This is a genomic window from uncultured Mucilaginibacter sp. (genome assembly GCF_903893715.1).
In the GTDB taxonomy this organism is placed as follows: domain Bacteria; phylum Bacteroidota; class Bacteroidia; order Sphingobacteriales; family Sphingobacteriaceae; genus Mucilaginibacter.
In genome coordinates, this window is the sequence record NZ_CAITNG010000042.1 from 12,821 (window position 1) to 39,692 (window position 26,872).

The 26,872-nt window shown below is 44.6% G+C and carries 30 protein-coding genes; 7 read left to right on the plus strand and 23 right to left on the minus strand.

Going from position 1 to position 26,872, the window contains the following annotated elements:
- Positions 1-3: 3 nt before the first annotated feature.
- The 3 genes from QZX97_RS05650 to QZX97_RS05660 all read right to left on the minus strand — a co-directional run bounded on the left by QZX97_RS05650 (position 4) and on the right by QZX97_RS05660 (position 1,944).
- A complete protein-coding gene (locus QZX97_RS05650) occupies positions 4-1,065 on the minus strand; it encodes a 3'-5' exonuclease (protein WP_295652290.1) in 1,062 nt (353 codons plus the stop codon).
- Positions 1,066-1,193: 128 nt separating this feature from the next.
- The gene (locus tag QZX97_RS05655) at positions 1,194-1,355 is read right to left on the minus strand and encodes a hypothetical protein (RefSeq protein ID WP_295652292.1); all 162 of its coding nucleotides are present in this window, start codon (positions 1,353-1,355) and stop codon (positions 1,194-1,196) included.
- Positions 1,356-1,383: 28 nt separating this feature from the next.
- On the minus strand, positions 1,384-1,944 hold the full coding sequence (locus QZX97_RS05660) for a C40 family peptidase (protein ID WP_295652294.1): 561 nt from the start codon (positions 1,942-1,944) through the stop codon (positions 1,384-1,386).
- A 230-nt stretch (positions 1,945-2,174) separates the two neighbouring features.
- Here QZX97_RS05660 and rpmH point away from each other — a divergent pair, with 230 nt between their 5' ends.
- From rpmH to QZX97_RS05690, 6 genes are all read left to right on the plus strand, one after another.
- Positions 2,175-2,333: a 50S ribosomal protein L34 gene (gene rpmH, locus QZX97_RS05665; RefSeq protein ID WP_008511763.1), complete on the plus strand. Its 159-nt coding sequence runs from the start codon at positions 2,175-2,177 to the stop codon at positions 2,331-2,333.
- Positions 2,334-2,410: 77 nt separating this feature from the next.
- A complete protein-coding gene (gene rnpA, locus QZX97_RS05670) occupies positions 2,411-2,791 on the plus strand; it encodes a ribonuclease P protein component (RefSeq protein ID WP_295652299.1) in 381 nt (126 codons plus the stop codon).
- Positions 2,788-3,030, plus strand: a complete 243-nt coding sequence (gene yidD, locus QZX97_RS05675) for a membrane protein insertion efficiency factor YidD (RefSeq protein ID WP_295652301.1) — start codon at positions 2,788-2,790, stop codon at positions 3,028-3,030. The genes rnpA and yidD overlap by 4 nt, the downstream gene beginning before the upstream one ends.
- Positions 3,027-3,722: a tRNA (adenosine(37)-N6)-threonylcarbamoyltransferase complex dimerization subunit type 1 TsaB gene (tsaB, locus tag QZX97_RS05680; protein ID WP_295652303.1), complete on the plus strand. Its 696-nt coding sequence runs from the start codon at positions 3,027-3,029 to the stop codon at positions 3,720-3,722. The genes yidD and tsaB overlap by 4 nt, the downstream gene beginning before the upstream one ends.
- Positions 3,723-3,755: 33 nt before the next feature.
- A complete protein-coding gene (locus tag QZX97_RS05685; protein WP_295652304.1) occupies positions 3,756-4,304 on the plus strand; it encodes a DUF4337 domain-containing protein in 549 nt (182 codons plus the stop codon).
- Between the two features lie 7 nt (positions 4,305-4,311).
- The gene (locus QZX97_RS05690) at positions 4,312-4,812 is read left to right on the plus strand and encodes a hypothetical protein (protein ID WP_295652305.1); all 501 of its coding nucleotides are present in this window, start codon (positions 4,312-4,314) and stop codon (positions 4,810-4,812) included.
- Positions 4,813-4,816: 4 nt separating this feature from the next.
- Here QZX97_RS05690 and QZX97_RS05695 read toward each other — a convergent pair whose 3' ends face one another.
- The 19 genes from QZX97_RS05695 to QZX97_RS05785 form a co-directional block, all read right to left on the minus strand.
- Positions 4,817-5,203 (minus strand): SMR family transporter, encoded by a 387-nt coding sequence (locus tag QZX97_RS05695; RefSeq protein WP_295652307.1) that lies wholly within the window; start codon positions 5,201-5,203, stop codon positions 4,817-4,819.
- 54 nt (positions 5,204-5,257) lie between these two features.
- On the minus strand, positions 5,258-6,229 hold the full coding sequence (locus tag QZX97_RS05700; protein WP_295652309.1) for a sterol desaturase family protein: 972 nt from the start codon (positions 6,227-6,229) through the stop codon (positions 5,258-5,260).
- A gap of 156 nt (positions 6,230-6,385) precedes the next feature.
- On the minus strand, positions 6,386-7,291 hold the full coding sequence (locus QZX97_RS05705) for an N-acetylneuraminate synthase family protein (protein WP_295652311.1): 906 nt from the start codon (positions 7,289-7,291) through the stop codon (positions 6,386-6,388).
- Positions 7,292-7,299: 8 nt separating this feature from the next.
- A complete protein-coding gene (locus QZX97_RS05710) occupies positions 7,300-7,806 on the minus strand; it encodes an HAD-IIIA family hydrolase (RefSeq protein WP_295652313.1) in 507 nt (168 codons plus the stop codon).
- Positions 7,807-7,951: 145 nt separating this feature from the next.
- Positions 7,952-8,755 (minus strand): SDR family oxidoreductase, encoded by an 804-nt coding sequence (locus tag QZX97_RS05715; RefSeq protein ID WP_295652315.1) that lies wholly within the window; start codon positions 8,753-8,755, stop codon positions 7,952-7,954.
- A 4-nt stretch (positions 8,756-8,759) separates the two neighbouring features.
- Positions 8,760-10,097: an aminotransferase class III-fold pyridoxal phosphate-dependent enzyme gene (locus QZX97_RS05720; protein ID WP_295652317.1), complete on the minus strand. Its 1,338-nt coding sequence runs from the start codon at positions 10,095-10,097 to the stop codon at positions 8,760-8,762.
- A gap of 74 nt (positions 10,098-10,171) precedes the next feature.
- On the minus strand, positions 10,172-11,107 hold the full coding sequence (locus tag QZX97_RS05725) for a transketolase C-terminal domain-containing protein (protein ID WP_295652319.1): 936 nt from the start codon (positions 11,105-11,107) through the stop codon (positions 10,172-10,174).
- Between the two features lies 1 nt (position 11,108).
- Entirely contained in the window at positions 11,109-11,951 is an 843-nt protein-coding gene (locus QZX97_RS05730) for a 1-deoxy-D-xylulose-5-phosphate synthase N-terminal domain-containing protein (protein ID WP_295652321.1), read from the minus strand.
- A gap of 60 nt (positions 11,952-12,011) precedes the next feature.
- Complete coding sequence (locus QZX97_RS05735; protein WP_295652322.1) at positions 12,012-12,839, minus strand: glycosyltransferase family protein; 828 nt, start codon at positions 12,837-12,839, stop codon at positions 12,012-12,014.
- Positions 12,840-12,848: 9 nt separating this feature from the next.
- Entirely contained in the window at positions 12,849-13,880 is a 1,032-nt protein-coding gene (locus tag QZX97_RS05740; protein ID WP_295652324.1) for a hypothetical protein, read from the minus strand.
- A gap of 278 nt (positions 13,881-14,158) precedes the next feature.
- Positions 14,159-15,379 (minus strand): MFS transporter, encoded by a 1,221-nt coding sequence (locus tag QZX97_RS05745; protein ID WP_295652326.1) that lies wholly within the window; start codon positions 15,377-15,379, stop codon positions 14,159-14,161.
- 96 nt (positions 15,380-15,475) lie between these two features.
- A complete protein-coding gene (locus QZX97_RS05750) occupies positions 15,476-15,949 on the minus strand; it encodes a hypothetical protein (protein ID WP_295652328.1) in 474 nt (157 codons plus the stop codon).
- Between the two features lie 115 nt (positions 15,950-16,064).
- Positions 16,065-16,508: a nuclear transport factor 2 family protein gene (locus QZX97_RS05755; RefSeq protein WP_363152004.1), complete on the minus strand. Its 444-nt coding sequence runs from the start codon at positions 16,506-16,508 to the stop codon at positions 16,065-16,067.
- Between the two features lie 36 nt (positions 16,509-16,544).
- Positions 16,545-16,988 (minus strand): DUF1572 family protein, encoded by a 444-nt coding sequence (locus QZX97_RS05760; RefSeq protein ID WP_295652330.1) that lies wholly within the window; start codon positions 16,986-16,988, stop codon positions 16,545-16,547.
- A gap of 16 nt (positions 16,989-17,004) precedes the next feature.
- Complete coding sequence (locus tag QZX97_RS05765) at positions 17,005-17,397, minus strand: hotdog domain-containing protein (RefSeq protein ID WP_295652332.1); 393 nt, start codon at positions 17,395-17,397, stop codon at positions 17,005-17,007.
- A gap of 65 nt (positions 17,398-17,462) precedes the next feature.
- On the minus strand, positions 17,463-18,554 hold the full coding sequence (gene aroC / locus QZX97_RS05770) for a chorismate synthase (RefSeq protein WP_295652334.1): 1,092 nt from the start codon (positions 18,552-18,554) through the stop codon (positions 17,463-17,465).
- Between the two features lie 99 nt (positions 18,555-18,653).
- The gene (gene aroA, locus QZX97_RS05775; RefSeq protein ID WP_295652336.1) at positions 18,654-19,934 is read right to left on the minus strand and encodes a 3-phosphoshikimate 1-carboxyvinyltransferase; all 1,281 of its coding nucleotides are present in this window, start codon (positions 19,932-19,934) and stop codon (positions 18,654-18,656) included.
- Positions 19,935-19,943: 9 nt separating this feature from the next.
- Positions 19,944-21,074: a chorismate mutase gene (locus tag QZX97_RS05780; RefSeq protein ID WP_295652338.1), complete on the minus strand. Its 1,131-nt coding sequence runs from the start codon at positions 21,072-21,074 to the stop codon at positions 19,944-19,946.
- 120 nt (positions 21,075-21,194) lie between these two features.
- Positions 21,195-22,031 (minus strand): prephenate dehydratase, encoded by an 837-nt coding sequence (locus tag QZX97_RS05785; RefSeq protein WP_295652340.1) that lies wholly within the window; start codon positions 22,029-22,031, stop codon positions 21,195-21,197.
- Between the two features lie 399 nt (positions 22,032-22,430).
- Here QZX97_RS05785 and QZX97_RS05790 point away from each other — a divergent pair, with 399 nt between their 5' ends.
- Positions 22,431-24,080 (plus strand): glycosyltransferase family 39 protein, encoded by a 1,650-nt coding sequence (locus tag QZX97_RS05790; RefSeq protein WP_295652342.1) that lies wholly within the window; start codon positions 22,431-22,433, stop codon positions 24,078-24,080.
- 105 nt (positions 24,081-24,185) lie between these two features.
- Here the strand turns inward: QZX97_RS05790 and QZX97_RS05795 are convergent, their stop codons facing one another.
- Positions 24,186-26,681: a beta-galactosidase gene (locus QZX97_RS05795; RefSeq protein ID WP_295652344.1), complete on the minus strand. Its 2,496-nt coding sequence runs from the start codon at positions 26,679-26,681 to the stop codon at positions 24,186-24,188.
- Positions 26,682-26,872 lie beyond the last annotated feature (191 nt).

Below are 26,872 nucleotides of genomic sequence, written 5' to 3' on the forward strand. Positions count from 1 at the left end.
TATCTATTTCCCAAACTTCTGCTTCAAGGCTGCCAGCATATCATCATCTATCGGCTTGGCTGGCTCATCTTTTTGCTTTTGGTCGTTACGCGGCACAAAAGGCTTCCTTTCGGGATGGTTTGGTTTTGGCGGGTATACCCTCTTTTTTTCAGGTTGTGACGCGGCTGTCGCTGCTTTTGGTTCAGACTTAATAACAGGTTCTTCGGCTTTAACAGCAATGGATTTATTCTCAGGTTTTGCCTCTGGCTTAGGCTGCTCTTTTTTCTGTGTAAAGCGCTTATATATCTGTTCTAATTTACGCTTGGTATACAGCGGAAAATCCCCCTGCATCATCCACGAGTAATAGCTGGGCTCTGCCTTAAACACATCTTCCACCTTTTTGCCCTTATGCTTGCCAAAGTTGAACAGTTCCTCACCGGCATCGTTAAACACCATACGGCCGGCAAAATCAACAGGTTTGTTCAGGTTGGTAAATTTGTGCAGGTCGGCCACATTGCCGGTTACCGGCGTGGTTTTAACACCCTTTTTATCTTCAAAACTGGTATTGGCATAACGGTCAACCTGGGCTAATAACACTTCCATGGTAGCACGGGTATCGGCCTCTGCGCTATGGGCGTTTATGATATCCTTACCGCAATAAAACTGGTAGGCCGCACGTAAAGTGCGTTGCTCCATTTGGTGAAAGATATTTTGTACGTCAACAAAATAGCGGTCTTCAATATCAAATGGATGCCCCACGCGTAAAAATTCTTCCATCAGCATGGGTATATCAAACCTGTTCGAATTATATCCGGCCAGGTCGCTGTCGGCAATAAAAACGGCAATCTCATCCGCCACGGCTTTAAATATCGGGGCTGTTTTCACATCCTCGTCATAAATACCATGTACTAATGATGACTCCAACGGTATGGGCATTTCAGGGTTTACCCTCCAGCTTTTTACTGCCTCGCTCCCATCAGGGTTCATTTTTATAACAGCAATCTCAACAATGCGGTCAACGCCAATAGTAGTCCCGGTAGTTTCCAGGTCAAAAAAAGCCAACGGGCGTTTCAGGTTTAATTTCATGTAAACGGATCAATAATTTCCGCCGCTAAAATCAGGAAAATAATCTTATAAATCCTGAAAAGTATTAGGAAGTTGTTTGCTTTAAATAAAAAGGTTCGTGATATGGAAATAACCTGAAAAAGAGAATCCTAACCCTTAAAAATACTGAAAGCAATCAGGCTTACCACAATACCCACCACCATAATAACATACAACAGTATCTCGCTGCTGGCGTGTTTTTTATACTTCGTCCAAAAAGAGTAGTTTGTTTCTTCGTTTTGCATTTGCTGCAAATTTACAGAATTTTCCATTGTTGTGTGTTTATTTATCGTTAATTAATCAAGGTGTCGAGGCCAGTACCGATCCGCATCGCGAAAAATATTTGTACATCGATGGGTCGTGCAGTTTAACAATCATCACACCCTTGCGTGTGCTGACATGCACTACATAACCGTTTTGCAGGTACACCCCTACATGGCTGAATTTCTTTCCATCGTAATCCCAAAAAACAAGGTCGCCTTCATGCAGTTCTTCTTCGTACTTACGCTTGATGACATTTACCTGTTCGCCCGTAGTACGCGGCAGCGTAATTCCGTATACCTGCTGCTGTAACTGGTACACAAAACCCGAACAATCTGTCCCGCTCTTATCCATGCCGCCATAAAGGTAGGGCGTTCCCATCCATTCATCAATAAAAGCATATAATCTGCCGTTTTTTATATCGCCTTTCGGCACCTCCAATATCTCCGCGTATTTTGACGCGAGCGATGACGATGGCTTAGAAGCAGATGGCTTAAAAACGACTTCCGCCATATCCTTCCCCTTTTTTTTACGCGAATGGCATGCCGTAAACGCGATGGCGATAACGATGATTGTTAGTAAGCGTAAACCGTGGCGCATATTTTAACCTGAGGTTGTTGTTAAACGCCGTTCCATGCACTTTCTTATCATAAAGTGTACATAGCAAGGCTTTTGCAAAATAAAGGCATAAAAAAATATGCAGCCGTGCCATATTATTAACACTGTGGGGAAAATAGTTAGCCAAAAAATAAAATCAGCATTTGAAATATGAAAAAACAACCCTATATTTGCGCTCTTGTTTTTAAAACAGCGTATATAAGTATATAGTCATGAAAAGAACGTTTCAGCCTTCTCAGCGTAAAAGAAGAAATAAACACGGTTTCCGCGAGCGTATGTCAACAGCCAATGGCCGCAGGATTTTAGCCTCTAGAAGGGCAAAAGGCAGAAAAAGACTGTCAGTATCCGACGAGCGTCGTCACAAAGCATAATCCCGATTGCTCCTTTACCCCTCAACAGGGGCTGACGCCGGCTGGTAATTCATTATTTTCGGTTCAGTAGCAATCGTATGTATACATTCAAAAAAGAAGAACGGTTATGTAATAAAAAGCTTATTGAAAGGCTTTTTCATAACGGTTCTTCTTTTTTATGTTACCCCTTTAAAGTTTCCTGGCTCATAGCTCCCGATAACCAAACGGTTAGCGCACAGGTACTTTTTGCCGTAGCCAAAAAACGCTATAAACGCGCTGTTGACCGTAACCTGCTCAAACGCCGCATGCGCGAAGCCTATCGCTTAGCCAAGCACGATCATCTTTACAATCATCTTGTTGCTGTTGAGAAACCCATTCTGCTATCTATCGGCTATATCGGTAAAGAGATTGAAGATTATGCCATGATGGAAAAAAAGATGCAAAAGGCACTCGCTCAGCTTTGCACGCAAATTGTATGAAAGCCATCCTCAAAATATTTAAAGCCATTATAGGCAGCATTTTTGTGGTGCTCATAAAAATATACCAATACTTATTATCGCCGCTAATGGGTGCCCAGTGCCGATACACACCCACCTGCTCGCAATACGGCATCGAAGCCATAAAAAAACATGGCAGCTTTAAAGGCGGTTGGTTAACTTTGAAACGCATTGCCCGTTGCAACCCCTGGGGTGGCCACGGCTACGACCCTGTACCATGAGCCTGATACTTTTAATCGAAACCGCTACCACTTCCTGCTCCGTCGCTTTGGCAAACAATGGCCATTTGATTGCTTTGCGCGAAATCAACCAACGCAACATACACGCTGAGGTCATCACCGTTTATATACACGAACTCTTTGTCGAAAGCGCGAAAACTATCGAACAGTTAGATGCCATTGCCGTCAGCAGCGGGCCTGGTTCCTACACAGGCTTGCGCATCGGCGTATCAACAGCTAAAGGTTTGTGCTTTGCTTTGGATAAACCTTTAATCGCTGTCGAAACCATGGAATCCATGTCGCGTGGCTACAAAGCCCGGGGGAGCTTTAAAGTTAATAGCGGCACCTTGCTTTGCCCCATGATCGATGCGCGCCGCATGGAGGTTTATACAGCCTTGTTTGGTAGTGATGGTAACACACTAACACCCACCACCGCCGAAATTATAGACGAAAACAGTTTTGCCGATGTATTGGATAAACACCCTGTCATCTTTTTTGGCGATGGTGCCGAAAAATGCCGTGAGGCTTTAGGTCACGACCCCAACGCGCTGTTCGATGGCGATTTTGTAAATTCTGCACAAGATATGCTAACAATTGCCGAAAAAAAGTTGAACGCTCATATATTTGCGGATGTAGCCTACTATGAACCTTATTACTTGAAAGAGTTCATCGCAGGTGTAAAAAAATCAATGTAATCACATTTTAATCGGTGTAATCATTATAACAATATGGAAGAATTAGAAGACCCAACCGAATCATTACATGAGCGTATCCACGAAAGCGCGCACCATGCAGCCGAAAAAGGTAAAAACAAATGGATCGTCTACGTAGCGCTTACCACGGCCATCATTGCCGTGCTATCGGCCATCACCAGCTTACTGGCAGCTCATGCCGCTGATGAGACCATGCTGAGCCAAATAAAGGCCAGCGACCAATGGGCCTACTACCAGGCCAAAGGCATCAAAACCGATATCTTGATATCCGAGACCAAAACCCTGCAGGCCATGGGCCAAACCCCGCCGGCCGAAGATGTGGCCAAAATAAAAGATAATAAAAAACAGCAGGAAGAAATATCCAAAAAAGCCAAAGAGTTTGAGGAAGAATCAAAACTTAACGACGATAAGCACAACACCCTGGCCCGTTCGGTAACCTTGTTCCAAATAGCCATTGCCATTGGCGCCATATCCATCCTTATCAAAAAACGGATCTACTGGCTTATCAGCCTCGGCTTTGCAGGTGTGGCGACGTTTTATTTTGTGATGGAATTGTTAGGGTAATAACTATATGAAGTTTTTTCCTCAAGAAAACATTTATATAATAAGTTCCTTAAAACCAGATGAGATACAATCGAGGTTAGAAAAACGCATCTCAGCCCCACCTTCAATAAAAATAAGTTTGTGGAGCAATACTATAAGCGAGGCGGATTTTGAAGGATATGTTTTAAATGGAATATTCAAGTTAAAGCCAATAATCACCTATCGAAATTCCTTTATACCTGTAATAGAAGGATCGATTTCACCATATCTCGATGGCAGCCGCATTCATGTAAAAATGGGATTAATCGATGCAATAAAGGTGTTTATGTCTGTTTGGCTATCATTTGCAGGAATTGGATTTATATCTATGCTGATTAGCCAGATTTTGTCCAGCAGCCTTTCAGCTGTCGTTCTGATTCCTTTGGGCATGTTTTCCTTTGGGTATGGGTTAACCAACTTCAGTTTTAAAATGGAGAGCAAAAGCAACATCGATACATTACTTCGCGTGTGCGAAGGCAGTTTAGAATAAACTCCTACGGCATCACCTTCTCCGGTGCGGCAACAAACTTTAAGCCTACTATACCGATAATAATCATCATAATAAAGCCAAATTCGGCTATGGATATCTTTTGTTTGAAGTAAAACAACTCGATGCATTTGAGTACCACAATCGTCATGGCCGTCCATACTGAATAGGCGGTAGCATTGGTGAGTGATTTCAGCGAAAGCGAAAAGAAAAAGATATTACCGATACCAAACAGGATATAACCGATCAGCGGGGCAAGTATGGGCAAGCCGCCATTCATTTTATAAAAATTATCAAAGCGAACAGCTTTGATATTACTAAAGTTAAAGTATTTAACCGAGTAAGTCCAAAGGGCCTCGAACAACGAAGCGATAAAGAGGTAAAACCAGCGCAAATTATGTGTATTAGTGAATGATTAGCTAACTAACCTGCAAGATATAAAATTGTTTTAAACTTCCTGCAATTCAGGTTCGGGAGTTTCAACAGGTTGGTCAAGTGGGTGCTTTGACCGCAGCAGGGGGCGGGGTAACTGCATGAGGGGCATACCCAGCTTCTTTCTAAAAAAGTTCATAAAGCGAGGGCGCAAATCATAGTACCAGGCAAACCATTTGTATTTCAATAGTTTCTGTTCATCAAAACGCTTTACCGAAAATGCGTGCTGTAAAAAATAGTCGCGGGGGTAATTATAGTGTAGCCCCCAGTTTTCCGGCTCATCGCCCGGTTTAAAGCCCGGATAGTAAGCGGTACCAAAAATATGGTCCCATATCGAAAACTTAGTTGCAAAGTTGGCATGAAAAACTTCTATATAATTGGCATGATGCCACAAATGGAGCTCTGGCGAATTGATAACATATTTGAGCTTTCCCATCTTTACGTTGATATTAGCATGGATAAACATACCCTGCACCGCATCCAGCATAGCTTTAATCGGTACAACAACCGAATACGGGCCTAATAAGATCATGATAGGCGCAAACTCAATGGTTTGATTTATAATGATCTCTAATGCATGCGAGCGTGAGCCAGCTATAAAATCGACATATTTTACAGAGTGATGGGCCTCATGCGTACGCCAAAAAAACTTATTATGGTGCTGAAAACGATGGAAGAGGTATATATACAAATCGTGCATAACGAGGAAAAACAGCACCTGTCCCCATACGGGCCACGCTTGGAACCACTTTATACCGCCCCAATGAATGTTGAGTTGTATCGGTGAAATGATATAGTCGAATATCAATATCTTTAACAGGAAGCTTTGTATGATGGTATACCAAACCAAATCGACCCAAAAACCATCACGAAAGAAAGGTAAACCCTTACGATATGGTGCTACACGCTCCCATATAATCATTAAAACTATCCAGCATCCTAAAATTATCGAGCAAATAAACGTTACGTGGTCCAAATCTTGCCTCATGCAGCTATGTTCGTTTTGTTAAAAAGTTCATTCTTGCGCGAAATTAACAATAGTGCAAGCTATAAAAAATGACTTAGCCCCATTTTCTTAAAAATGAGGCTAAGTTTACACTTTATTTACTAATGTTGCCAGCACAGCCGACAAATCAAAAGTGATTTATTTTACCGGCTCGTTGATGTTTACACGTAAGCGTTTCATCGGGCCTAATTCCGACTCATAAACTTTCTTCACACCATCGCCCAAAGCTGTTTCAATATCGCGAATATCGCGTACCAAACGTTGGAAACCTCCCGGCTCAACCGATGCGGCATGATCAGATCCCCACATAGCGCGGTCTAATGTAAAATGGCGTTCAACAAAAGCAGCACCTATAGCAACGGCTGCTACGGTGGTAGCCAAACCCGTTTCGTGGCCCGAATAGCCAATCGGCGCATCTGGGAATTTAACCGCCAAAGTTTGTATCATTTTCAAGTTCAATTCCTCCGGTTTGCAAGGATATGCCGAAGTAGAATGAGCCAATGATACCGGGTAGTTTTTGTCGAATTTATATACCAAAGCCATGGCGTCATCAATTTCTTGTGTAGTCGACATACCGCTCGACAGCATCAATGGCCTACCTGTCGCCAATACCTTTTCTATCAAAGGGAAATCGGTTAGCGATGCTGATGCCAATTTGTAAACCGGTGTGTCAAACTGCTCCATAAAATCAACGGCTTCAACGTCCCATGTCGATACGAACCAATCGATTCCCAATTTTTTGCAATACGCATCAATTGCCGAATACTCATCAAAACCAAATTCGGTTTTACGTTTGTAATCAATATAGCTCATGCGGCCCCAAGGGGTATCGCGCATAATTTCCCATTGGTCTTTCGGAACGCATATTTCGGGGGTGCGTTTTTGAAATTTCACCGCGTCTACCTTTGCAGCTACAGCTTCATCAATTAACTTTTTCGCGATTTCTAACGAACCGTTGTGGTTGATACCGATTTCGGCAATAATGTAACAAGGCGCACCTGCTCCAATGCTGCGGCCGGTATTCAATTTGATAGTTTTAGACATATTGATCTTTATTTTTTTGTTTTAGCCGAAATAATGAGTTCGGCAAACTCTCTGAAACATCCTTCGCCACCTTTCGCCTGGCAAATATAATCTACTTTTTCTTTAACAAACGAAATAGCGTCATTCGGTCCTGCGGTAAAGCCAACCAACTTCATCACTTCTATGTCGTTTACGTCATCGCCTATGTAGGCAATCTCTTCCGGTTTTAAATCTGGCAAAGCACTTAATATCTTATGCAATACCGCAGGTTTATCTTTAGCCCCCAAATGCAATTGGGTTATCTTCAGTTTCTCTGCCCTTTTTGCTACCGATGGCGACATTTCGCCGGTAATGATGCCCGTTTCAACACCGCAAAGGTTACGCAGGCGTTCAACCGCCATGCCATCCTTAATGTTGAATTTCTTCATCAACTCACCATTCTCTCCATAATATACGCCTCCGTCGGTCAAAACCCCGTCGCAGTCGGTTATCAGCATTTTTATTTTTTCAGCTTTCGCTTTTAGTTCATTTGTCATTAGTTCATTTGTTCTTTAGCAGCGATTGTTCATTAGTTCATTAGTTCATTAGTCATTTGTTCATTAGTGTCTATCGCTTTACGTTTTATTGGTCGATTTTTATTGAGATATGACCAATAAACTGATGAACCAGTGAACCAATGAACTATATGGCCGTCCAACCTCCGTCAACAACTAAGTTCGCGCCGGTCATATAAGCCGAAGCATCACTTGCTAAAAATATCAACGCCCCCTGGTAATCGGTAGGTTGCGCCATCCTGCCTAACAATGTTTTGGCGGAATAATTACTTACAAAAAATTCATTCTGGCTATTCTCCACCCCACCCGGCGAAAGTGTATTCACCCTTACGCCCTTTTCGCCCCAATAAGCGGCTAAAAAACGGGTAAAGTTAATTACCGCGCCTTTGGTAACAGGGTAAGCCGCCGACTTATAGAACGTCTGTTCACCACATTCATTGCGGTAGATGCTTTGGTCGGGACCAACCATGCCATACGTCGAGGCGACGTTAATAATGCTGCCACTACCCTGGTCCGCCATCACCGTACCAAATACTTGAGAACACAGGAATACGCCTGTGATGTTTACATCAATGGATTTTTGAAAGGCATCCAACGGATAATTCTCAAATGCCGACAGGTCTTTTGCCATCGCAGGATTTTCGAACATGTCGTTGATAGCGGCATTGTTCACAAGGATGTCTATAGAACCATATTTGGCTAATATTTTATCGCGGGCCGCTTTCAGCGAATCGGGGCTGGTAACATCAACACCTAAGCCGGTATGGTCCATCCCTAAGGTTGTAGCAAACTCATGCGATTTGGCTTCGTTTACATCGGCCACTACCACATTAGCCCCTGCCAAAACCAGTGCTTCGCAATGCTTTTTACCGATAAGGCCCAAAGCCCCTGTAACTATCGCGGTTTTTCCTTTTAACGAAAAAAGCTCCATCCTGTTAAACCGTTTTTGGTTTGATATTATAATCGCTTACCTTACGGAAAACAGCCTCTAACACTTCGCCTTTTAAGTACGATTTTACGTTCTTGCTTTCGATGGCCTCTTTTAGCAAAGGCATTACATCGCGGTAAGCAGATAAAGTATACTCAATATCCTGGTCGCTGTGGCTGTAGCACATGTTATGGAAACCGGCCCAAAGCACGCCTCGTTTTATCATTTCCTGTTGCATAAAGGCTTTTACTTCCAAACCGTTACCGGCCTCTGGTGTAAAAGTCACCATGCTTCGGCAGTTATACCCAATGCAGCGGGTGTATTTATCAACACCAAATTCAATAGCTATCTGGTTGTAGCCATCTTTTAACAAAGCGCCTTTTTCATCCAGGTATTTTGGAACCTGCTTGTCGCGAAGCTCATTAATCGTCGCGATTGATGCTGCCAACGATAAAGTCTCGCCACCAAAAGTGGTATAGCTAAACACTTCAGAGTTGAACAACTCCATCACATCGGCACGGCCGGTCAATATTGCTATCGGCATACCGTTGGCGCAAGCTTTCGAGAATACAGCCAGATCAGCCTTCACATCAAAATACTCCTGCGCGCCACCCAATGCAATGCGGAAACCGGTCCACATCTCATCAAATATCAGCAGCGTTCCGTTAGCAGTACAAACTTCGGCCAGTTCTTTCAAAAAGCCCGGTTTTGGCGCTTCAAAAATGAATGGTTCTAATATCAAAGCGGCAACAGTTTCATCCAACGCTTCTTTTATGCTTTCGATATTGTTGTAATCGAAAGTATAAGTCATGTTCTGGATAGCTTCAGGTATACCCGCGTTACGGCTGGTGATGCCTATATACCAATCGTGCCAGCCGTGGTAACCACAGCAAAATATCTTTTCGCGACCGGTAAACGCACGTGCAACACGTACCGCAGCCGAGCAAACATCGGCACCTGTTTTTGATATCTTAACCGCTTCTGCGTTCGGGATAACTTCTTTTATCAGTTCAGAATACTCAACTTCCAAAGGGTGCATCAACGAGAATGTAATACCTTCTTCCAATTGTTTTTTTATCGCTTCGTCAACAACCGGATAGCAATAACCTAACGATACCGGCCCGATAGCCGCGTTATAATCAATATATTCATTGCCATCCACATCCCAAACGTGCGAACCTTTTCCTTTTTGGATATATTTTGGCGCTACTCCTTTAGTCCACTGGCCGGGGCCTTTGGCTAAGGTTTGGGTAACGGGTTTCTGCGCTTTTAAAGCGCGTTCATACAGTTCGTTCGATTTTTCGATGACCGGGTAATCGGCATTGAATTTTACGGTATTTGGCATGTTCTTAAATTATAAAGTCAAAATTTAAAAAGTAAAATATGGGTATTTATGGGTACTCTACTTTTATTAATATGTTATTCGGCAAATTCAGGTGTGGCTATCTCGGGTTGAATAGCATTTGTTGAAAAGCCTAATATCTTTTCGGCAATCTGTTTGCCGGTAAATCCTTCATAAGCCAACACATCGGGCAGTAAAGCAGGTTTGAACCATTTGTCCAGCCCGTAAGGCAATACTTTTGCCGATGTTTGATGCTTCAATAGGGTTTCGGCAACAATGCTGTACAGGCCACCGGTATTAAAGTGGTCTTCCAGCGTTACCAATAGTTTTGAAGTTTTGGCAACTTTAATGATGGCTGCTTCATCCACGGGTTTTAAGCTGCGCATATTCAACAAGCCAACCGATAAACCCTGAGCCTTCAATATCTCAACAGCTACCAAAGCCTGCTCGAACAACAAGCCGTAAGTCAGGATAGTTACATCTTTACCTTCGGCAATTACTTCGGCTTTGCCTATCTCAAATGGTGTATGCTGATAATCGGTTTTGCGGGTATTGATACGTATGTAGGCTGGATTTGGCGAGTTCCAAATGGTTTCGATCATGCCTACCAGATCTTGCTCATCGGCGGCAGCAAAAACCGTTACATTGGGTATGCCGCGCATAATGCTTACATCCTCTATAGCCTGGTGGGTTGCACCATTACCGTCCGACAAGAAGCCGGGGATGAACGCGCTCAATTTTACAGGCAAATTCGGGATACCTGCATCGGTACGTACAAACTCAAAAGCACGCATCGACAGGAACGATGCCAGTGCGTGCAGCACCGGGATACGTCCGCGTAAAGCTAAACCTGCCGCCGCGCCAACCATGGTCTGTTCCGTAATGCCTGTATCAACAAAACGGGCGCCTAATTTAGCGGGTAAATTGCGTATCAAAGCTCTGTTCTCTGCCGTCATTACGATAAATCGCTCATCGTTCACAGCTAATTCGGTCAATAATTCTTCGTACGACATCTTATCTTACTACTAATGTTTCTGATGTTAATTCTGTTGTTTCATCACCGCCAAGTTCTTTTAAAAGCGACTCTACCTCCTCGTGAGTAAAGTTGCAGAACCAGCGGTCGGCGCGGGCTTGTATGCTTGGTAAACCTTTACCGCGAACGGTATCAGCAATCACCACATTCAGTTTTCCGGTTTCGAAAGGATAGGCCGAGAAGGCTTCGTGCAAAGCCTCAAAACTGTGCCCGTCAATACGTTTAACCGAAGCGCCAAAGGCAGTAAATTTATCGTGCAACGGCTCCAACGGAATCAAATCCTCAGTCGCCATATTGGCCTGGAACTGATTCCTGTCTACTACAAATATCAGGTTATCTAACTTATAAGCGTTAGCTACTAAAACGGCTTCCCAGCAGGTGCCTTCGTTTAATTCTCCATCGCCTAAAATACAAACTACTTTATTTTTACCGCCGCGCATTTTGATGTCCAAAGCCACGCCAATAGCTACTGAAGGCAAATGGCCCAATGAACCCGAGTGAAACTCGATGCCCGGTATTTTGGTGTTGGGATGCCAGTAAAAGTTATCTTCTGTCGAAAGGTGGTTCTTTAAACGTTCCACGTCCATCAAGCCAATCTCGGCAAAGGTGCCATAAAGCGCCGGCACGTCATGCCCTTTCGAAAGGAAAAGATAATCGCGGTTCGGGTCGTCAAGGTTGTCTTTATTGATATTTAAAAAACTGGTGTAGAGGTATACGATCAGATCGGTTGCCGATAACGAAGCGCCCACAAAACAGCCCCCGTCGGTAGACATGCGGATGATATGCTGGCGAACTTTAAAAGCTATATCACTTAAATTATTCATACAGAGAACTTTATAAATTACTTTTAAATTGAGTAACGTTGGGTAAATATAGTAATAATGTTATACTTGTTGATTGGATAATGATTTTGTCTGTTGGGCACCCACGGTCTTTAATTCGTCGAGATGGTTACGGTACCAGTTTACCCCTGCATAACCCGAATTAATCTGGTAAATTTCGGGCTTTTGCTCTAACAAGTTAAGGATATCATCACACGAAAAATCCGCCCTCTGCGGATACAATTCTTCATAGACACGCTTGATAAACAGATAATCTTCGGGATAGTCTATCGTAAACCGGTGCGACATGGAGTAATCCTTCCCTACCGACCAGCTAATATTCGCTATCCTGAATTTATCGGGGTTCTCCCAAATGTAAGGTGTGGTATGCTCCAGTTCCAGCTTTCGGGTAGCTTCTTTCCATGCCCTTTCAATGCAAGCCATCGTCATGATCTCCACATCGTTGCCATCGGGCCAGGTAGCCGGGTGCAGGTTATTCACAAAATCGTATTGACCTTCGTGTTCAAAATAATAACCCAATACTTCGTCAATTATACGAGGGTCGATGAGCGGGCAGTCCGATGGTATCTTGATCACCACATCGGCATGATACTTTAAAGCTGCCTGGTAGTGGCGGTCGAGGCAGTTATCCAAACTTCCGCGAAAACATGGCACACCAATCAAATTGGCTTCGGTTTCGATAATAGTGTCCTGTTCATGATCCGAAGTAGCGATAACAATCGTAGCCTCATGCCTTATCATTTGCAAGCGCTCCACCATGCGCTGCAATAAGCTTTTACCAAGAATAGGCAACAGCACTTTCCCCGGTAAACGGGTCGACGACATGCGCGCCTGAACAACAATAACTACTTTGGCTGTTTGTTGGGCCATAAATAAATTTTATGCAGATACTGCATCCAACACACGCCTGGCCTCAGTGTACTTAAACAGCACCGGCCTGAATTTGTATGTTTTTACAAAATCTTCTTTAGGGCCGCTAAACTCTAAAAAGTCGCGGCAAACGTTGGCTATATTACGGGCAGATGTACCGCCATTTTGGATGGGGCTTAGGCGTTTCAGTTCTTTCAATTCAAAATAAGAATGTACCTTTTTGCCCAAAGCTATACCGGTGTAAACTACGGTCGAGTATTGTGTGATCAGCTCTTCGCAATTGGCTATCATCTCATTGGTATTACCGGCCTGGAATATCAGCGTATCTGCCGGGGCATATTTTCTGATTTCGGCCTCTGCGCGATCATATTTTTCGTTCGGGTGAAGCTTAAACAACAATTGGCGCCCGTTGGCTATTTTCACCGCTTTTTTTATGAATGCAGGCCTGTTCTCAATGCGGTATGTTTCGCGCATATCCGATGTGGCCACCATTACATAGTTGTGATATGGGAAATCATTATTGATAAACTGTTTCAGGTTGTCATAATTCGGCATACCGGTAACTATCATTTTCGACAAGTCCGATCCTGTTTTAGAGAAGTAATTCTTATATCCTTCCGATGCCGTGCAGTAAATATCGCAAATGTTCGAAGCGCCGTTCAACGACGTATTGCAGCAAAACCATGGTGGCAAACCTAAAGTTTTGATCACTTTGCTCCTGACGGTGTACTTATCAACCATGCCTTCCTGCACCCATATCATTTTTGTAGATCGCATCCTTTCGGGGATCATTAGGTCCGAGCAATAGACAACCAAATCGTAATCGTTCGTTTCGGCACGGTAATCTATCTGAAGGTTATGGCTGCGTAGGTAATTTTCTGAATTTTCTTTAAACTGCTCACCCAATATGGTACCATTAATCAAAGTGGTATGCTCAATAGCTGCATTGATGATAGGTGAGTCGGTAAACAGGTGGCTGAACCAGCAATCGTATTCGGGTAACTCTCTGGCTATCTGGTGCATCTGAATCGTTTGATTCATCGAACCAGTAGTAAATAATATTTTTCTTCCCATTTCTACAATTAGGTTTAAATCAATAAAGTTTCAAAATTATAATAAAACCAACCTAATACTGCAAAATTACTAATTCTTAATTCAAATTTGACAGTAATTTAATATTGGCGTAAATTATGACGTATCGATTATCTCTCTATTTTACTAATCAGGTTTATAAGTCGCGAAGGCTTGGTTAACAAATTTAAAACAAATTTAACATTATGCAACAAAGCTTTGTCCACCGGTTTTTAACAATTTGGTAATCAGCTCGAAGTAGTGGCAATCGGTTTTTCCTTACCTGCAACCCAATGCAACGCCCCAAAACCCAAAGATACCGCTAAACACAATGCGCCAACCAACCACCAAAAAAACACAAACCCGGCATGCTCTATAATTAGGCCTGCCAAAACCGGACCCAATACCTGCGCTGTAGACCAGGCCATGGTAAATAATGCAGCATACTGTCCCCTGTTGAAATCTGTAGTCCGCTTTATCCAAAAAGTACTCATAAACGGCATGGCCACCATTTCGCCAATGGTAAGTATTACCGCCACTAGCATGGCCATAGCGGCACCAACCGGCAAGATATTTAACGACGAAAAACTTACACCAACAATTAGCGCACCTATTGCCGCATATTGAAGCTCATGCCTTTTCCCTTCAAGATTGTGCACAATGAGCATTTCGCATACGGTAATCAACAGCCCGCTCACCGTCATGGTAAGGCCAATGTAACGTTCAGTTAAACCCCATTGGGTTTTATAAAATACCGGTTGCATGGCAAACAGCTGGAAAAAACACATGCCAAAAAGAATGGTCAATAATATAAATACGAGATAAACATGATCGCGATAAGCAGATGATGCCTTTTTTATCGCCTTATCGATATGCGCTGATGATATAGGCTTTGTGCGGGGCAATAACCACAGCAGCATCAGTGCCGCGAATATATTGGTACAGCCATCCACCCAAAACAGCAAATGATAATTGATGGATGCCAAAAAGCCTCCCAGCCCGCCGCCAAAAGCCCAACCCAGGTTGATGGCTAAGCGGTTGAGTGAAAATGAACGCGTCCTCGTCTCGGCGGTGCTGTACTGTGCAATAGCAGCGTTATTTGCCGGCCTTACCGATTCGTTGCACATACTCAATATAAATGTAACAACGGCCATACTCAGCAGTGTATGCTGAAAACCAAGGAGCATAAACAAACACCCGCCACTTAATAATGCGAATACCTGCAAATCGTAAAAGCCTATCCTATCGGTAACTTTGCCGCCTATAAAAGCTCCTGCTACAGCACCTGCACCATAGACGCCCATTACAGCCCCTGCTTCTTTGATACTAAAATGCAGTTGGTGGGTACAATAAATGGTCATGAAAGGCAAAACCATTGTACCGCTCCGGTTGATGAGCATTACCGCACACAAATACCAGCTATTGCGCGATAGCCCGCTATAAGCTTGTTTGTATAATCGGATGAGCATTTTTTTGATTGATCTTTACGCTTCCGATTAATATCGGAACAGTCAGGGTGTTAATGAATGGTGTTGGCTTGAAGCCGCGATTCCCATTCCCGTGTATTAATGATCCTGAATAAACGACGGCTGGCTTTTCTCCGGTATCGGCAGATCTCTGGGATAATTGGGAATCACCTCCATAATCTTTTCCTTTTGCAAAGGGGCGGTATCTACAAAACACCAGTTTTTCCCGTTATCTTCGGAAATGGCAATCAATGCCGAACGGGCGATAATCGAACCACCATTCCCGTTCATGGTCAACACATCGGGCACAATGGCAAACAATTCCTGTCCCGACTTTTTTGCCTGGCCAACCTCCCCAATAACCAACGACTTGAATGAAAATCCCTGCGATTTCATTTGCTCCATACCTTTTTGCATGGTAGCAATCATTTTGGCCTCGCCGCCTGCCATTTGTATAATTGCCGGGTAAGTATATTTGGCAAGCAGTTTATAGTTTTGTGTGATAATAGCATTAGCGGTTATGCCAGCTTGTTTTTTTATAGCCGCCAATTGCGCGGCATTCAATTTATACATACCCGTTTGTCCAAAAGTTAGTTGGCAAATGGCTATCAGTAAAAAAGAAATAACAAATAGTCTAAATATTCTCATCTTAGAAAAATTTTTATAAGCGACTCCCCCCTTTAGGGGGTTAGGGGGCTACCGGTAATTTATAAGCCTGCCTTGCCAGCAGTTTCCATTCGCCGTGCTCTTTAATAAATACCAACAAGATACCCAATTTGGTATTGCCGGGTTTGCCACCATCGTTAGTTTGGGCATCCAGTATATGGCGCACAATAGCTGTATTGCCTGTTACTCTAATGGTTTGCTCGGTAAGCGAAATGCTAACAAATACCGATGCCTTGTTCACAATGGCATCAACAAATTCGGCCTTGTTTTGCAGCTTACCGCTCGAATGTCCATAACTTAAATTATCCGATGCCACATTCTCTAAATCGGCCTTATTGCCACTTATCATGGCTTTGCGCATATTTTCAACCGCGTTAGCTACTTGGGTTTCTTCTTTTGTTTGGGCCTTAGCGCCCACCGCTAAGCCCGAAACAATTGCAATTAAAAGGAATATCTTCTTCATCATACCTCAAAGTTATCTAATTGGCGGTAATTTAAAACATTAATTGTCCAATACCCTGCGGTGATAGTTTACCTGCCCCAAATGATACGCCAAATGTGTTGCCAAATGGATCAGCATATATTCAACAGATGTCTTCTCCTTAAACACCACTATCGGGAAATCTTCAGCAAGTCGGTTTATGTCCAGGTTATCCAATGTATTATTTACAACCATTATGGTTCCGTCTACCTTACTTAAAAGCTCGCTACGGGGCACACCTTTGTCCGAAAACTCCAGGTCGCGGTTGCGCACATAATCGCTGTTGCCCAATTGTACGCCCACAAAAGTATTCAGGTTACCTACCAAATGCAGGCATAAATTTCCCGCCGAGTTAGCGATATCCTTTTCTACTGCCCATATTTTCTCTTCGTTTTTATAAAGTGAAAGTTCGGTCTTCAATTTCTCCAGGTCGCGGTTAAACAGTGCTTTTAGTGTTTGTATCATGGCTTAGTCGTTTAGTTCAATCTTCGCGCAAACGCTCATCGGTATAAATAATTTCCGTTTTTCCGTGCGGAACAGGTAACCCGTTCTTGTCCACGCTCACAAATACAATTTTATCAATAGTCAGAATGGTTTTTTTTGTGATTTTATTCCGCACTTCACAGGTAAGCGTAAGCGAGGTGCGGCCAAAATGGGTAGCTTTTATACCTAATTCAATAATATCACCCTGTTTGGCCGAGCTTATAAAATTGATCTCCGACATGTATTTGGTAACACAGCCATTGGTCTCCAATTGGATAATAGAATAAATTGCTGCTTCCTCATCTATCCAACTCAGTAAGCTACCGCCAAACAAAGTACCATGAGCGTTCAAATCTTCGGGCTTTACCCATTTGCGTGTGTAGAAATTCATTTTGCAAGCTTAATGCTAAAAGCCGAAAGCTCAAAGCTATTATCTAACAACAGAACAGCTTTCGACTAAATAAAAGAGTTTTTATTGCGAAGATAATGGTCGGCGATCACCAGCGCAGCCATAGCCTCAACAATTGGCACCGCCCGTGGCACCACACATGGGTCATGCCTGCCTTTGCCGCTTATTTCGGCATCGTTCCCTTGCGCGTCAACCGTGCGCTGGTTATGCATAATGGTGGCAACGGGTTTAAAGGCAACCTTAAACTCGATAGGCATACCATTGCTAATACCACCCTGTATCCCGCCCGAAAAATTGGTAATGGTTTTCACCTCGCCGGCTTTGTTGGTGATAAAGATATCGTTATGCTCCGAACCGCGCATTTCGCTGCCCGAAAAACCTGATCCAAATTCGAACCCATGCACGGCGTTAATGCTCAGCATCGCCTTACCTAATTCGGCATGTAATTTATCAAATACCGGTTCACCTAATCCGACGGGGCAGTTGAGGATATGACAGCTTACCTTACCCCCCACTGTGTCGCCATCCTTGCGCACCGAGTCAATAAATTCAATCATTTCTTCGGCAGTCGCCGGATCGGCGCAGCGAACAATATTGCTTTCGCGGATGGTCAAAAAATCTTGGGCGGTTGTGATCTCGATATTCGGCGCGTCTATCTTGCCAACGCTGCTCACGTGCGCCAGTATCTCGATGCCTTGTGTTTTCAATAACAATTTAGCTATGGCGCCTGCCGCTACCCTTGCCGCGGTTTCGCGGGCGGATGAACGGCCGCCACCACGATGGTCGCGGATGCCGTATTTTGCTTGGTAAGTATAATCGGCGTGGGATGGACGGAAAACGTCGGTATTGTGGCTATAATCCTTCGAACGCTGATCTTCGTTAGGTATCAGCATCATGATAGGCGTACCGGTAGTCTTCCCTTCAAATACACCCGAAAGGATTCGTACAGTGTCGCTCTCCTTACGCTGCGTGGTTATTTTGGATTGGCCGGGCTTACGTTTATCCAGTTCGCCCTGTATGTACTCCATATCCACCACCAATTGCGCCGGGCAACCGTCGATGATCACGCCGATAGCCTCTCCATGCGATTCGCCGAAAGTGGTTATCCTGAATAATTGCCCGAATGAGTTACCTGCCATTTTTTTAGTATTGAGATTTGCGTATCGAGTATTGCGATCTCCGCAACATACAACCACAAACTATGTCATCATATCTTTTATCGCACTACGCAATACTCATTACGCAATACCATCTGTTATAAAGCCCATCTTCTCCAAATCCCTCCAAAACGCCGGGTACGATTTCTCCACCACCATCGGGTCCTCGATCTCCACCTGCGAAATGACCAACGCCAGTGGCGCAAAAGCCATTGCCATGCGGTGATCTTCGTAAGTATGGATAGTTACCTTTTCGGGGATGTGTTTTGCGCTGCAATCCAGTTTGTATACCTGCCCCTTTTCAATCAGTTTTACGCCTATTTTGGCGAGTTCGTTTTGTAGGGCAGCTATGCGGTCGGTCTCTTTTATTTTCAAAGTCTCCAATCCCGTAAAGGTAGCATCGTGACCCAATGCCGCGCATACCACAACTACAGTTTGCGCCAAATCAGGACATTCTTTAAAGTCGAATATCTTCCGGATAACCGGCTTTGCTTCCTTTTGCAAATACACGCCGCCATCTTTAAATTGCGATGTGATGCCAAAGTTGGCCATGATCTCGGTGATTACGCTGTCGCCTTGCAGGCTATAGGCTTTAAGTCCCGGCAAAAACAATTCAGCTTCGTTGCTCAATGCAGCAATAGCGTACCAGTACGATGCTGCACTCCAATCAGGCTCCACGTAAATTTCGGTTCCCTTAAAAGGTTGATTCGTAATGTGAATGCTGTTACCCTCCCAGGTATATTGTATACCGCATTGCTGCAGCATGGCCAGTGTCATCTCCACATAAGGTTTCGATGTCAGCTCACCCTCGATATTCAACTTCAAACCTTTCGGCAAACTTGATGCGATCAACAATAGCGCGGTGATGTACTGACTGCTGATATCGCCCTTAACGCTAATTTCATCTGCAACCTGTTCAAAACCAGCATGTATCCTGATCGGCGGAAACCCATCACTGATTTCGTAATCAATCTTCGCACCAAGCGCACGCATCGCATCCACCAATATACCGATGGGGCGTTGCTGCATGCGTTTCGTTCCCGTCAAAATAACCTCTTCATCCTGCAAAGGTAGATAAGCAGTCAAAAACCGCATAGCAGTACCGGCGGGACCGATATTGATGAGTTGTGTGTTATCTGTTGCAAGTTGCAAGTTTTCTGAACTCGCAACCCGTAACCCGGAACTCAAAACTGAAGCAAGTGTAACTGCATCAGCCGCATCCGACACATTAGACACCTTTACCACGCCTTTGCTCAAGGCCTCAATAATAAGCGCTCGGTTGCATTCGCTCTTGGAACCGGTAAGTTGTACGGTTCCTTTTACGGTTTTGTCGGGTTTAGATAGGATGATGTTTGGTTCCATCAATGCGGTTTAGGCGTGTGTCAATTGCTCTTGTTGCGAACCCGAAACACCGTCCTTGTTCATGATCTCGGTTTGTTTACGGATAGATTCGTGATGCAACAGCTCCAAAAATTTCTCGGTAAACTCCTTGCTCAGGTTAAATGCCGCAGCGTAAGGTATACGTTTGGTCAATATCTGCTCCCAACGGTTTACCTGTAAAATGGTAATACCGTTATCCTTTTTGTAGTTACCTATCTTCTCAACAATTTTCATGCGCTCGCCAACTTTCTGGATCAGCAGGTCGTCGATCTTGTCGATACCATCGCGTAAAACCGCCAAAGCGTCTTTAACTTCTTCTGTACCCGCACCCGATTTCCTCACTTCCAATTTATCCATTATCGCATCTAATGCGGCAGGGGTCAATTGTTGTTTGGCATCGGTCCATGCTACCGAAGGATCAATGTGCGATTCGATGATCAAACCCTGCATATCCAAATCCAGCGCTTTTTGGGCAATGTACGGGATCAGTTCGCGGTTACCGCAAATATGACTTGGATCGCAAATGATTGGCAATTCGGGCGCATGTGTTTTCAGGTTGATGGCCAAATCCCACATCGGTTCGTTACGGAACGCCGATTTTTCGTGCGACGAAAACCCGCGGTGTATAGCCGCCAATTTAGTGATGCCCGCATTGTTGATACGTTCCAAAGCACCAATCCATAATGACAGATCGGGGTTAACCGGGTTTTTCACGATAACGGGTATGTCAACACCTTTCAAAGCGTCGGCTATTTCCTGCACGGTAAAAGGGTTGGCTGTCGAACGTGCACCAATCCATAAAATGTCAACACCTGCGGCTAAAGCTTCTTCAACGTGCTTGGCCGTAGCTACTTCGACAGCTGTTGGCAAACCTGTTTCGGCCTTGGCGCGTTTCAACCACTCCAAACCTATCGAACCAATGCCCTCAAATTCACCCGGACGGGTACGTGGTTTCCAGATACCTGCACGCAAAGCCGATACACGGCCGGTCGCGGCTAACAAGTGCGCCGTTGCAACCAATTGTTCTTCAGTTTCGGCGCTGCAGGGGCCGGCAATTAAAAATGGTTCTTTTTTTACCGTGGCCCAGCTTTCAAAGGGCTGTATGTTAAAATTTAGTTTCATCGCTTTTGTTTTTGTCCATAGACCATGGTCGATAGTCAATGGTTGATTTTATGATTGATTTTTTGTTTACTATTTCTTGCTTTGTCTACGGACTATTGACCATCGACTATGGACTCCATTCTACACTGTATCGTTCTTTTCGTATTCGCCCAGTATGTTAAAATTCTGGGTGTATTTTAGTACTTGCGTAATGGCCTTATCGTATTGCTCACGTTCGTTCCATTCAACATCCACATAAAAATTGTATTCGTTGCGTTTACCGAGCACAGGCATCGATTGTATCTTGCTCATGTTCAGGTCCGCCTCGGCAAATATATTCAATACCTTGGCCAAAGCCCCTACCTGGTTACTCACCTGGAAGCAAAGAGAAGCCTTATTTGCCTTTATTTTTTCTGCCCGCTCATGGTCGGTCAGTATCAAAAAGCGGGTATAGTTCTTTTTGTTCGATTCGATGCGACGCTCCAACACATCCAGCCCGTATAATTTAGCGGCTAAGGTATTGGCTACGGCAACGGTGTCGGTCAGTTGTTCGTCGCGTACACGCTTGGCGCAGGCCGCTGTATCGGTACCCTCAATCAATTGAATGTTCGGGTAATCATCAAAAAAATCCAAACACTGGCGCAACGCTATAGGGTGCGATATTACCACCTTCACATCCTCAAACTTAACACCCGGATAAGCCAGCAAGTGCAATTGGATAGGCAAATACACCTCGCCAACAACGGGAAAGTTATAGTTCATCAACAAGGAGTAGTTTGGCAATATACTGCCGGCAATACTGTTCTCTATCGCCATGATCACATAGTCGGCCTCTTTAGCTTGCAATTGATCAAACGTTTGTTTGAACGATTTGCATTCGATGGTCTCGATATCCTCACCAAAGAATTTGAACGCCGCTTCTTCATGAAACGATGCTTTAATTCCCTGGATGGCTACTTTTGGCTTTTGCTTTTCCATATCCCTATTCAAGCAAAAAGTCCCGGCTGTTAGGCCGGGACTTTTTGCTTATGTTATATCATGTTATGACATATTAGTCCCGGCTTGTACTTGTAAAGTAAAAGTAATAGCCGAACCAGTATGCGTTTGTAACTTTCATTTTTTTTGATTGCGCCGTAAATGTACAGCTAAATATTTATTTGTCAATAGCTAATTCTATTTTTTTTCATTATTCCGAATTTTGTTGGGATTACCACTCTTTTTATTCAATCAAACCTAATGTTGTATGGCAAAATAAGCAAAATGTTACTGCCTGTTTATTTGTCTAATTTGCAAACATAGTATGGTATTTGGTTATAACATCTTATTTTTGGCGAAAAGCAGCACAGATCGATCTGTGCACCGAAACAATCCATACGCATGACCAACGCTACGCCCGACCAAAACAACCCTAACAAGTTTACCGATAGCAAAGCTGTAAAATACACCCTTACCCTTATCGGGCTTACTTTTTTAGCGCGCTTGTTTATCGCGGCGTTCACCGGTTTAGGTATCGGCGAGTCGTACTACTTCAGGGGCGTGCTCAATTTAAGCCTCAGTTATTTCGATCAACCGCCTTTGTTTTTTTGGTTGAGCTGGTGTACCACCAAAGTATTCGGACTAACGAATCTCGGCCTGCGCTTACCTGCCGTGGTACTGTTTGCCGGTACCAGTTGGATGCTGTTCCTCATTACCCGTCGTTTTTTTAATGCACGCGCCGGTTTTTGGGCAGTGCTGATGATGAACCTCAGCGCCGTATTTACCATTCCGGTAGCTACCTGGTTCCAACCTGATGCGCCGCTGATGTTCTTTTGGCTGGCTACCACCTATTTTTTGGTGCAGATCATGCTACCGTCAGACGAGGATAAAGAGCGCACTTCAAGCCAAATTTACCTGCTTTGGATATTGGTAGGCATTTGCATGGGCCTTGCCACCTTAAGCAAGTACCACGTGTTCTTCCTGTTTGTGGGTATATTTATCTTTATCGCCACTAAGAAAAGCCAACGCCGCTGGTTAACACATCCCGGCCCCTATTTGGCTGTACTCATCACACTCATCTTCGCTTCGCCTATATTGTACTGGAACTCGCAGCACAACTGGATATCCTTTGTCTTTCAGGGTTCAAGGGCAGCTACTGCCCAAGGCCAGCATTTCCAAATCCATCTCGACTGGTTCCTGCGCAGCTTTTTAGGCCAGGCTTGTTGGTTATTGCCATGGATTTGGGTACCGGTGGTTAAACAACTCTATGTATCTTTCAAAAACCGCACAACATCGCAACCCTATAGTTTCCTGTTTTGGACTTCGGTACTACCCATCGTTTTCTTTACCGTGCTTACCCTCTGGGCCGACCTGCAATACCATTTTCACTGGCAGGCACCGGGTTACATGATGCTGTTTATCCCTTTGGGCTATTCGGTTGATAAACACCTCCACACACCTGCTAAAGCCCGCCGTACGCGCCGCTGGTTAAGGTTCTCGGTTTGTTTTACCGTTATCACCATTACCTTTTTGTGCGCCCACATGATTACCGGCTTTTGGCAATGGTACGGCCCCAAATACATTGTAACCCACACCCACCTCGGTATTGACGACCCGACTTTGGAAGGCAACGATTATAAGGACATCAAAGCCCGCTTCGAAAAAGAAGGCTGGCTGAACAATCCCAACATTTTCACCGGCTGCCCGCATTGGTGGCTAACCGGCAAGGTGGATTGGGCGCTCGAAGGCAAAAAACCGATCGTTTGCTTTAGCCCCGATCCGCGCAATCTGGCCTTTTTGGTAAACCCTGCCGATCTAAAAGGTAAAGACTGTATCCTCATCAGCCAAAACGACCCGGACGCCGTAAATAGCGATGCAAGGCCATTTTTCGATAGCGTTACCCGGATAGACGACATTGTGGTAACCCGTAACGGCCGCGCCGAACTGCGTCTATACACCTACTACGGCAAAAACTTCCACGAATCGAAAGAACCGCGGCAAGACTTGCCCGTGTATTGGCAGTTAATTGGACAGGCACCGTTTGGGCATTAACACTTTTTTGTCATTGCGAGCGCCAGCGTGGCAATCTCAGCGACAGTTACGCTATGTATCGCACGACCCAACTATTAACCCTATAAATCCGAAATTCGTAATCCTCTAAAACGATACCTGATAAACCGGCCTCGCAGTAATTCCCCTCAACTCCGCATGACTGCTCTTTGCAAAATCCAGGTCAGTTCCCGGTTCAAAATGTATCTGATGGTTTTCCATCAGCGGGGTTATCTGCAATATAAACGGTTGTTTACCCAACAAATCGCTATGCCGTTTTAAGCTGTAAGGCATTGCCATTCCTGCATAGTAATCATCGGCTATAATAGTTCCGCCTGCATACAAAGCTGCCGTATTTCCTTTATAATCAAACTGTAGCAAAACATCGTAAACCAGGTCAGGCATTTTGTTCGGCAGGGTTAAGCTGTATGCCTTGTATGGCAATGCCGGGTTATAGTGTATTTGATAGGTCGGCCCCAACGGCGTATTACCTGCCAGCGAATCACAGTATTTTTTAAACTTCGCGTCATCCGATACCTGTTTGAACGCTACCCCTGTCGAATCCCATTCCGGCAATGCCACCTGGTAATGTGTAAAAATACCCGAATTGCCCGCCGCCCTCACCGCCACGCTCTTTGTGCCGCAAGCCGGGTACGAATCAAAACCGAACGCCGCCGAGTCAAGGGAGCGCATCGTGATCACATCCCTGCTATCATCATAAAAAGCCATTTTGGGTGTCAGCACCAAAGTCTTACCGCTCTTCATGTCGAACACATAACTATACCGGGCTTCGTCCTTGGTCAGCAATAATATCCGGAAGCTGTTACCTGTTTTGGTTACCACATCGATGGTACAGTCTTTACCCGGCTTCAGGTTTTGCACCAGCGCGAACTCGCCGTTCTGCGTCATCTTACCTGCCGATCTCAGGTTCTTGATATTCTTCATTTCAAACTTAAACTCGGGCGCAATACCATCCATCGCGTAATAACAATAAACTTTGTCCTTATTATCTAAAATGACGGTGGGCTGCGCTGTGGCATACTTCAGCAATACACCATCCATGTCATAATTAAAAGGCATAACCACATAGACCTTGTTGGCTACATTGATACCGCCTTTTTCAGGGATGCGGATGATCTCTGTTTCGGTTTTGATGTTGAAAGCCACATCCTTATGCTCGGCCATATCAAAATGCCTTACGTAATTATTGACGAAAACAAAACCCGCCCCGCCCCTGCTCCGTACCGAGTACCGCAGGTCTTTCAGATCGTCGGCCTTTACGGGATTATCAGCAGGTATCTGCGCACTCATCGGCGCCATATCAGCACCATAGCTGTTCACAAACTGGTGCAGCAGCTTAAAGTCATGATAGTAATCCCTGATAAACCCCCACTCCGTTAACGGCGCCTCAAAATCGTACGATATCATTGGGTAGTCATTTGGATAAGGGTATATGGTCGATTTCGACTCCTGCGTCGGATAGGTCCCGTCCCAACTCAAGGGATGCTGCGTACCATGGAAAACATAATAACCCAGCATATTTGCTCCTACGCCCAAACGGGTATAATCCAAAGCCAACAAATCGCCCGCCTGTAAAGTTGGCCTGCGGTGATAGGTCATCTGCATGCCCCCACCCAATTCCACCGTTAAAAATGGGTGCCTGTAAACCGGGATGTTTGCCGCGCCGGGCTGGTCTTTCAACACATCGTTACCAATGTTCTTATCTTTTCTGTCGGATGTAAACAGGTAAATACTGTTCGGCGGCAGGTCTTTGGTATTCTGGGTCCATGGCGCATCAGGGTATCCGCCCCAAAGCGGCATCACATCATCCTCGGGCACCTGCGGACCGGGCCAACCCGTAACCACATACAGCGGCACATCAATACCATCGGCAACAGCAAGGTTTTTTAAAGCAGCAAGGTATTTATACCCGTCGCTGTTAGGCCCGTTACTACGCATTTCGTTATCCACCTGTATGCCTATCAGCGGACCGCCGTCTTTATAATACATGCCGTCAAACTGTTTGGCCAATGCCTTATACCAATCGGCTACCTCGGGTTCCACGCTGCCGTTTTTCGTTACTCGGTCAAAACCGCTTTTCATCTTTTTCTTTACAAACCAGTCGGGCATACCGCCGTTGCGCGCTTCGCCATGCGCCCATGGACCGATACGGCCAATGGCTTTCAAGCCGTGCTTGGTGCAGAGTTGCAAAAAATAGCGCACATCCAAATTATCATCAAACCTGAACTGGCCTTCTACTTGCTCATGGTGTATCCAGAAATCGTAAAAGGCGATGACGTTGATACCCGCCGCCTTCATCTGCAGCAAAGCTTCCTCCCACTCCGCACGCGGGTAGCGCGAGTAATGTATCTCGCCCATCACCGGTAAAACGGGTTTACCGCCCAAACGCAGGTAATAGTTATTCAGGTCCAGCATGACGCCCTTCGGGTCCTTATTGCTGCCCTGTTTAAAATGCTGACCCTCTATAAAGGTCATATCCTTACCTAAAACTACGGTATGCTCTTCCGTTTGGGCATGGGCGATAGCAACACAAGCCACCAGGCACAAGCAGCCAAGCGCTTTTTTAATCTTTAATATGTACATCAGGGATATCAGGTTTTATAAAGGCAAATTAAAGCTATAAACAATATGTACTATCCTGTACCATCGGCAAGACCAAAAGGGGCCGGGGGGGGGGGGGGGGAAAAAGTAGGAATTATTTAAAACAACAATTAACCATTCACGCCAGTCAACAAAACCATGATTTACCGATAGCTAACGGGAAGACCCAATGA

Bases quoted from the DNA above. Each gene is read 5' to 3' on its own strand.
- QZX97_RS05650 (WP_295652290.1), bottom strand. From the start codon at position 1,065: ATGAAATTAAACCTGAAACGCCCGTTGGCTTTTTTTGACCTGGAAACT.
- QZX97_RS05655 (WP_295652292.1), bottom strand. From the start codon at position 1,355: ATGGAAAATTCTGTAAATTTGCAGCAAATGCAAAACGAAGAAACAAAC.
- QZX97_RS05660 (WP_295652294.1), bottom strand. From the start codon at position 1,944: ATGCGCCACGGTTTACGCTTACTAACAATCATCGTTATCGCCATCGCG.
- rpmH (WP_008511763.1), top strand. From the start codon at position 2,175: ATGAAAAGAACGTTTCAGCCTTCTCAGCGTAAAAGAAGAAATAAACAC.
- rnpA (WP_295652299.1), top strand. From the start codon at position 2,411: ATGTATACATTCAAAAAAGAAGAACGGTTATGTAATAAAAAGCTTATT.
- yidD (WP_295652301.1), top strand. From the start codon at position 2,788: ATGAAAGCCATCCTCAAAATATTTAAAGCCATTATAGGCAGCATTTTT.
- tsaB (WP_295652303.1), top strand. From the start codon at position 3,027: ATGAGCCTGATACTTTTAATCGAAACCGCTACCACTTCCTGCTCCGTC.
- QZX97_RS05685 (WP_295652304.1), top strand. From the start codon at position 3,756: ATGGAAGAATTAGAAGACCCAACCGAATCATTACATGAGCGTATCCAC.
- QZX97_RS05690 (WP_295652305.1), top strand. From the start codon at position 4,312: ATGAAGTTTTTTCCTCAAGAAAACATTTATATAATAAGTTCCTTAAAA.
- QZX97_RS05700 (WP_295652309.1), bottom strand. From the start codon at position 6,229: ATGAGGCAAGATTTGGACCACGTAACGTTTATTTGCTCGATAATTTTA.
- QZX97_RS05705 (WP_295652311.1), bottom strand. From the start codon at position 7,291: ATGTCTAAAACTATCAAATTGAATACCGGCCGCAGCATTGGAGCAGGT.
- QZX97_RS05710 (WP_295652313.1), bottom strand. From the start codon at position 7,806: ATGACAAATGAACTAAAAGCGAAAGCTGAAAAAATAAAAATGCTGATA.
- QZX97_RS05715 (WP_295652315.1), bottom strand. From the start codon at position 8,755: ATGGAGCTTTTTTCGTTAAAAGGAAAAACCGCGATAGTTACAGGGGCT.
- QZX97_RS05720 (WP_295652317.1), bottom strand. From the start codon at position 10,097: ATGCCAAATACCGTAAAATTCAATGCCGATTACCCGGTCATCGAAAAA.
- QZX97_RS05725 (WP_295652319.1), bottom strand. From the start codon at position 11,107: ATGTCGTACGAAGAATTATTGACCGAATTAGCTGTGAACGATGAGCGA.
- QZX97_RS05730 (WP_295652321.1), bottom strand. From the start codon at position 11,951: ATGAATAATTTAAGTGATATAGCTTTTAAAGTTCGCCAGCATATCATC.
- QZX97_RS05735 (WP_295652322.1), bottom strand. From the start codon at position 12,839: ATGGCCCAACAAACAGCCAAAGTAGTTATTGTTGTTCAGGCGCGCATG.
- QZX97_RS05740 (WP_295652324.1), bottom strand. From the start codon at position 13,880: ATGAATCAAACGATTCAGATGCACCAGATAGCCAGAGAGTTACCCGAA.
- QZX97_RS05745 (WP_295652326.1), bottom strand. From the start codon at position 15,379: ATGCTCATCCGATTATACAAACAAGCTTATAGCGGGCTATCGCGCAAT.
- QZX97_RS05750 (WP_295652328.1), bottom strand. From the start codon at position 15,949: ATGTATAAATTGAATGCCGCGCAATTGGCGGCTATAAAAAAACAAGCT.
- QZX97_RS05755 (WP_363152004.1), bottom strand. From the start codon at position 16,508: ATGATGAAGAAGATATTCCTTTTAATTGCAATTGTTTCGGGCTTAGCG.
- QZX97_RS05760 (WP_295652330.1), bottom strand. From the start codon at position 16,988: ATGATACAAACACTAAAAGCACTGTTTAACCGCGACCTGGAGAAATTG.
- QZX97_RS05765 (WP_295652332.1), bottom strand. From the start codon at position 17,397: ATGAATTTCTACACACGCAAATGGGTAAAGCCCGAAGATTTGAACGCT.
- aroC (WP_295652334.1), bottom strand. From the start codon at position 18,554: ATGGCAGGTAACTCATTCGGGCAATTATTCAGGATAACCACTTTCGGC.
- aroA (WP_295652336.1), bottom strand. From the start codon at position 19,934: ATGGAACCAAACATCATCCTATCTAAACCCGACAAAACCGTAAAAGGA.
- QZX97_RS05780 (WP_295652338.1), bottom strand. From the start codon at position 21,074: ATGAAACTAAATTTTAACATACAGCCCTTTGAAAGCTGGGCCACGGTA.
- QZX97_RS05785 (WP_295652340.1), bottom strand. From the start codon at position 22,031: ATGGAAAAGCAAAAGCCAAAAGTAGCCATCCAGGGAATTAAAGCATCG.
- QZX97_RS05790 (WP_295652342.1), top strand. From the start codon at position 22,431: ATGACCAACGCTACGCCCGACCAAAACAACCCTAACAAGTTTACCGAT.
- QZX97_RS05795 (WP_295652344.1), bottom strand. From the start codon at position 26,681: ATGTACATATTAAAGATTAAAAAAGCGCTTGGCTGCTTGTGCCTGGTG.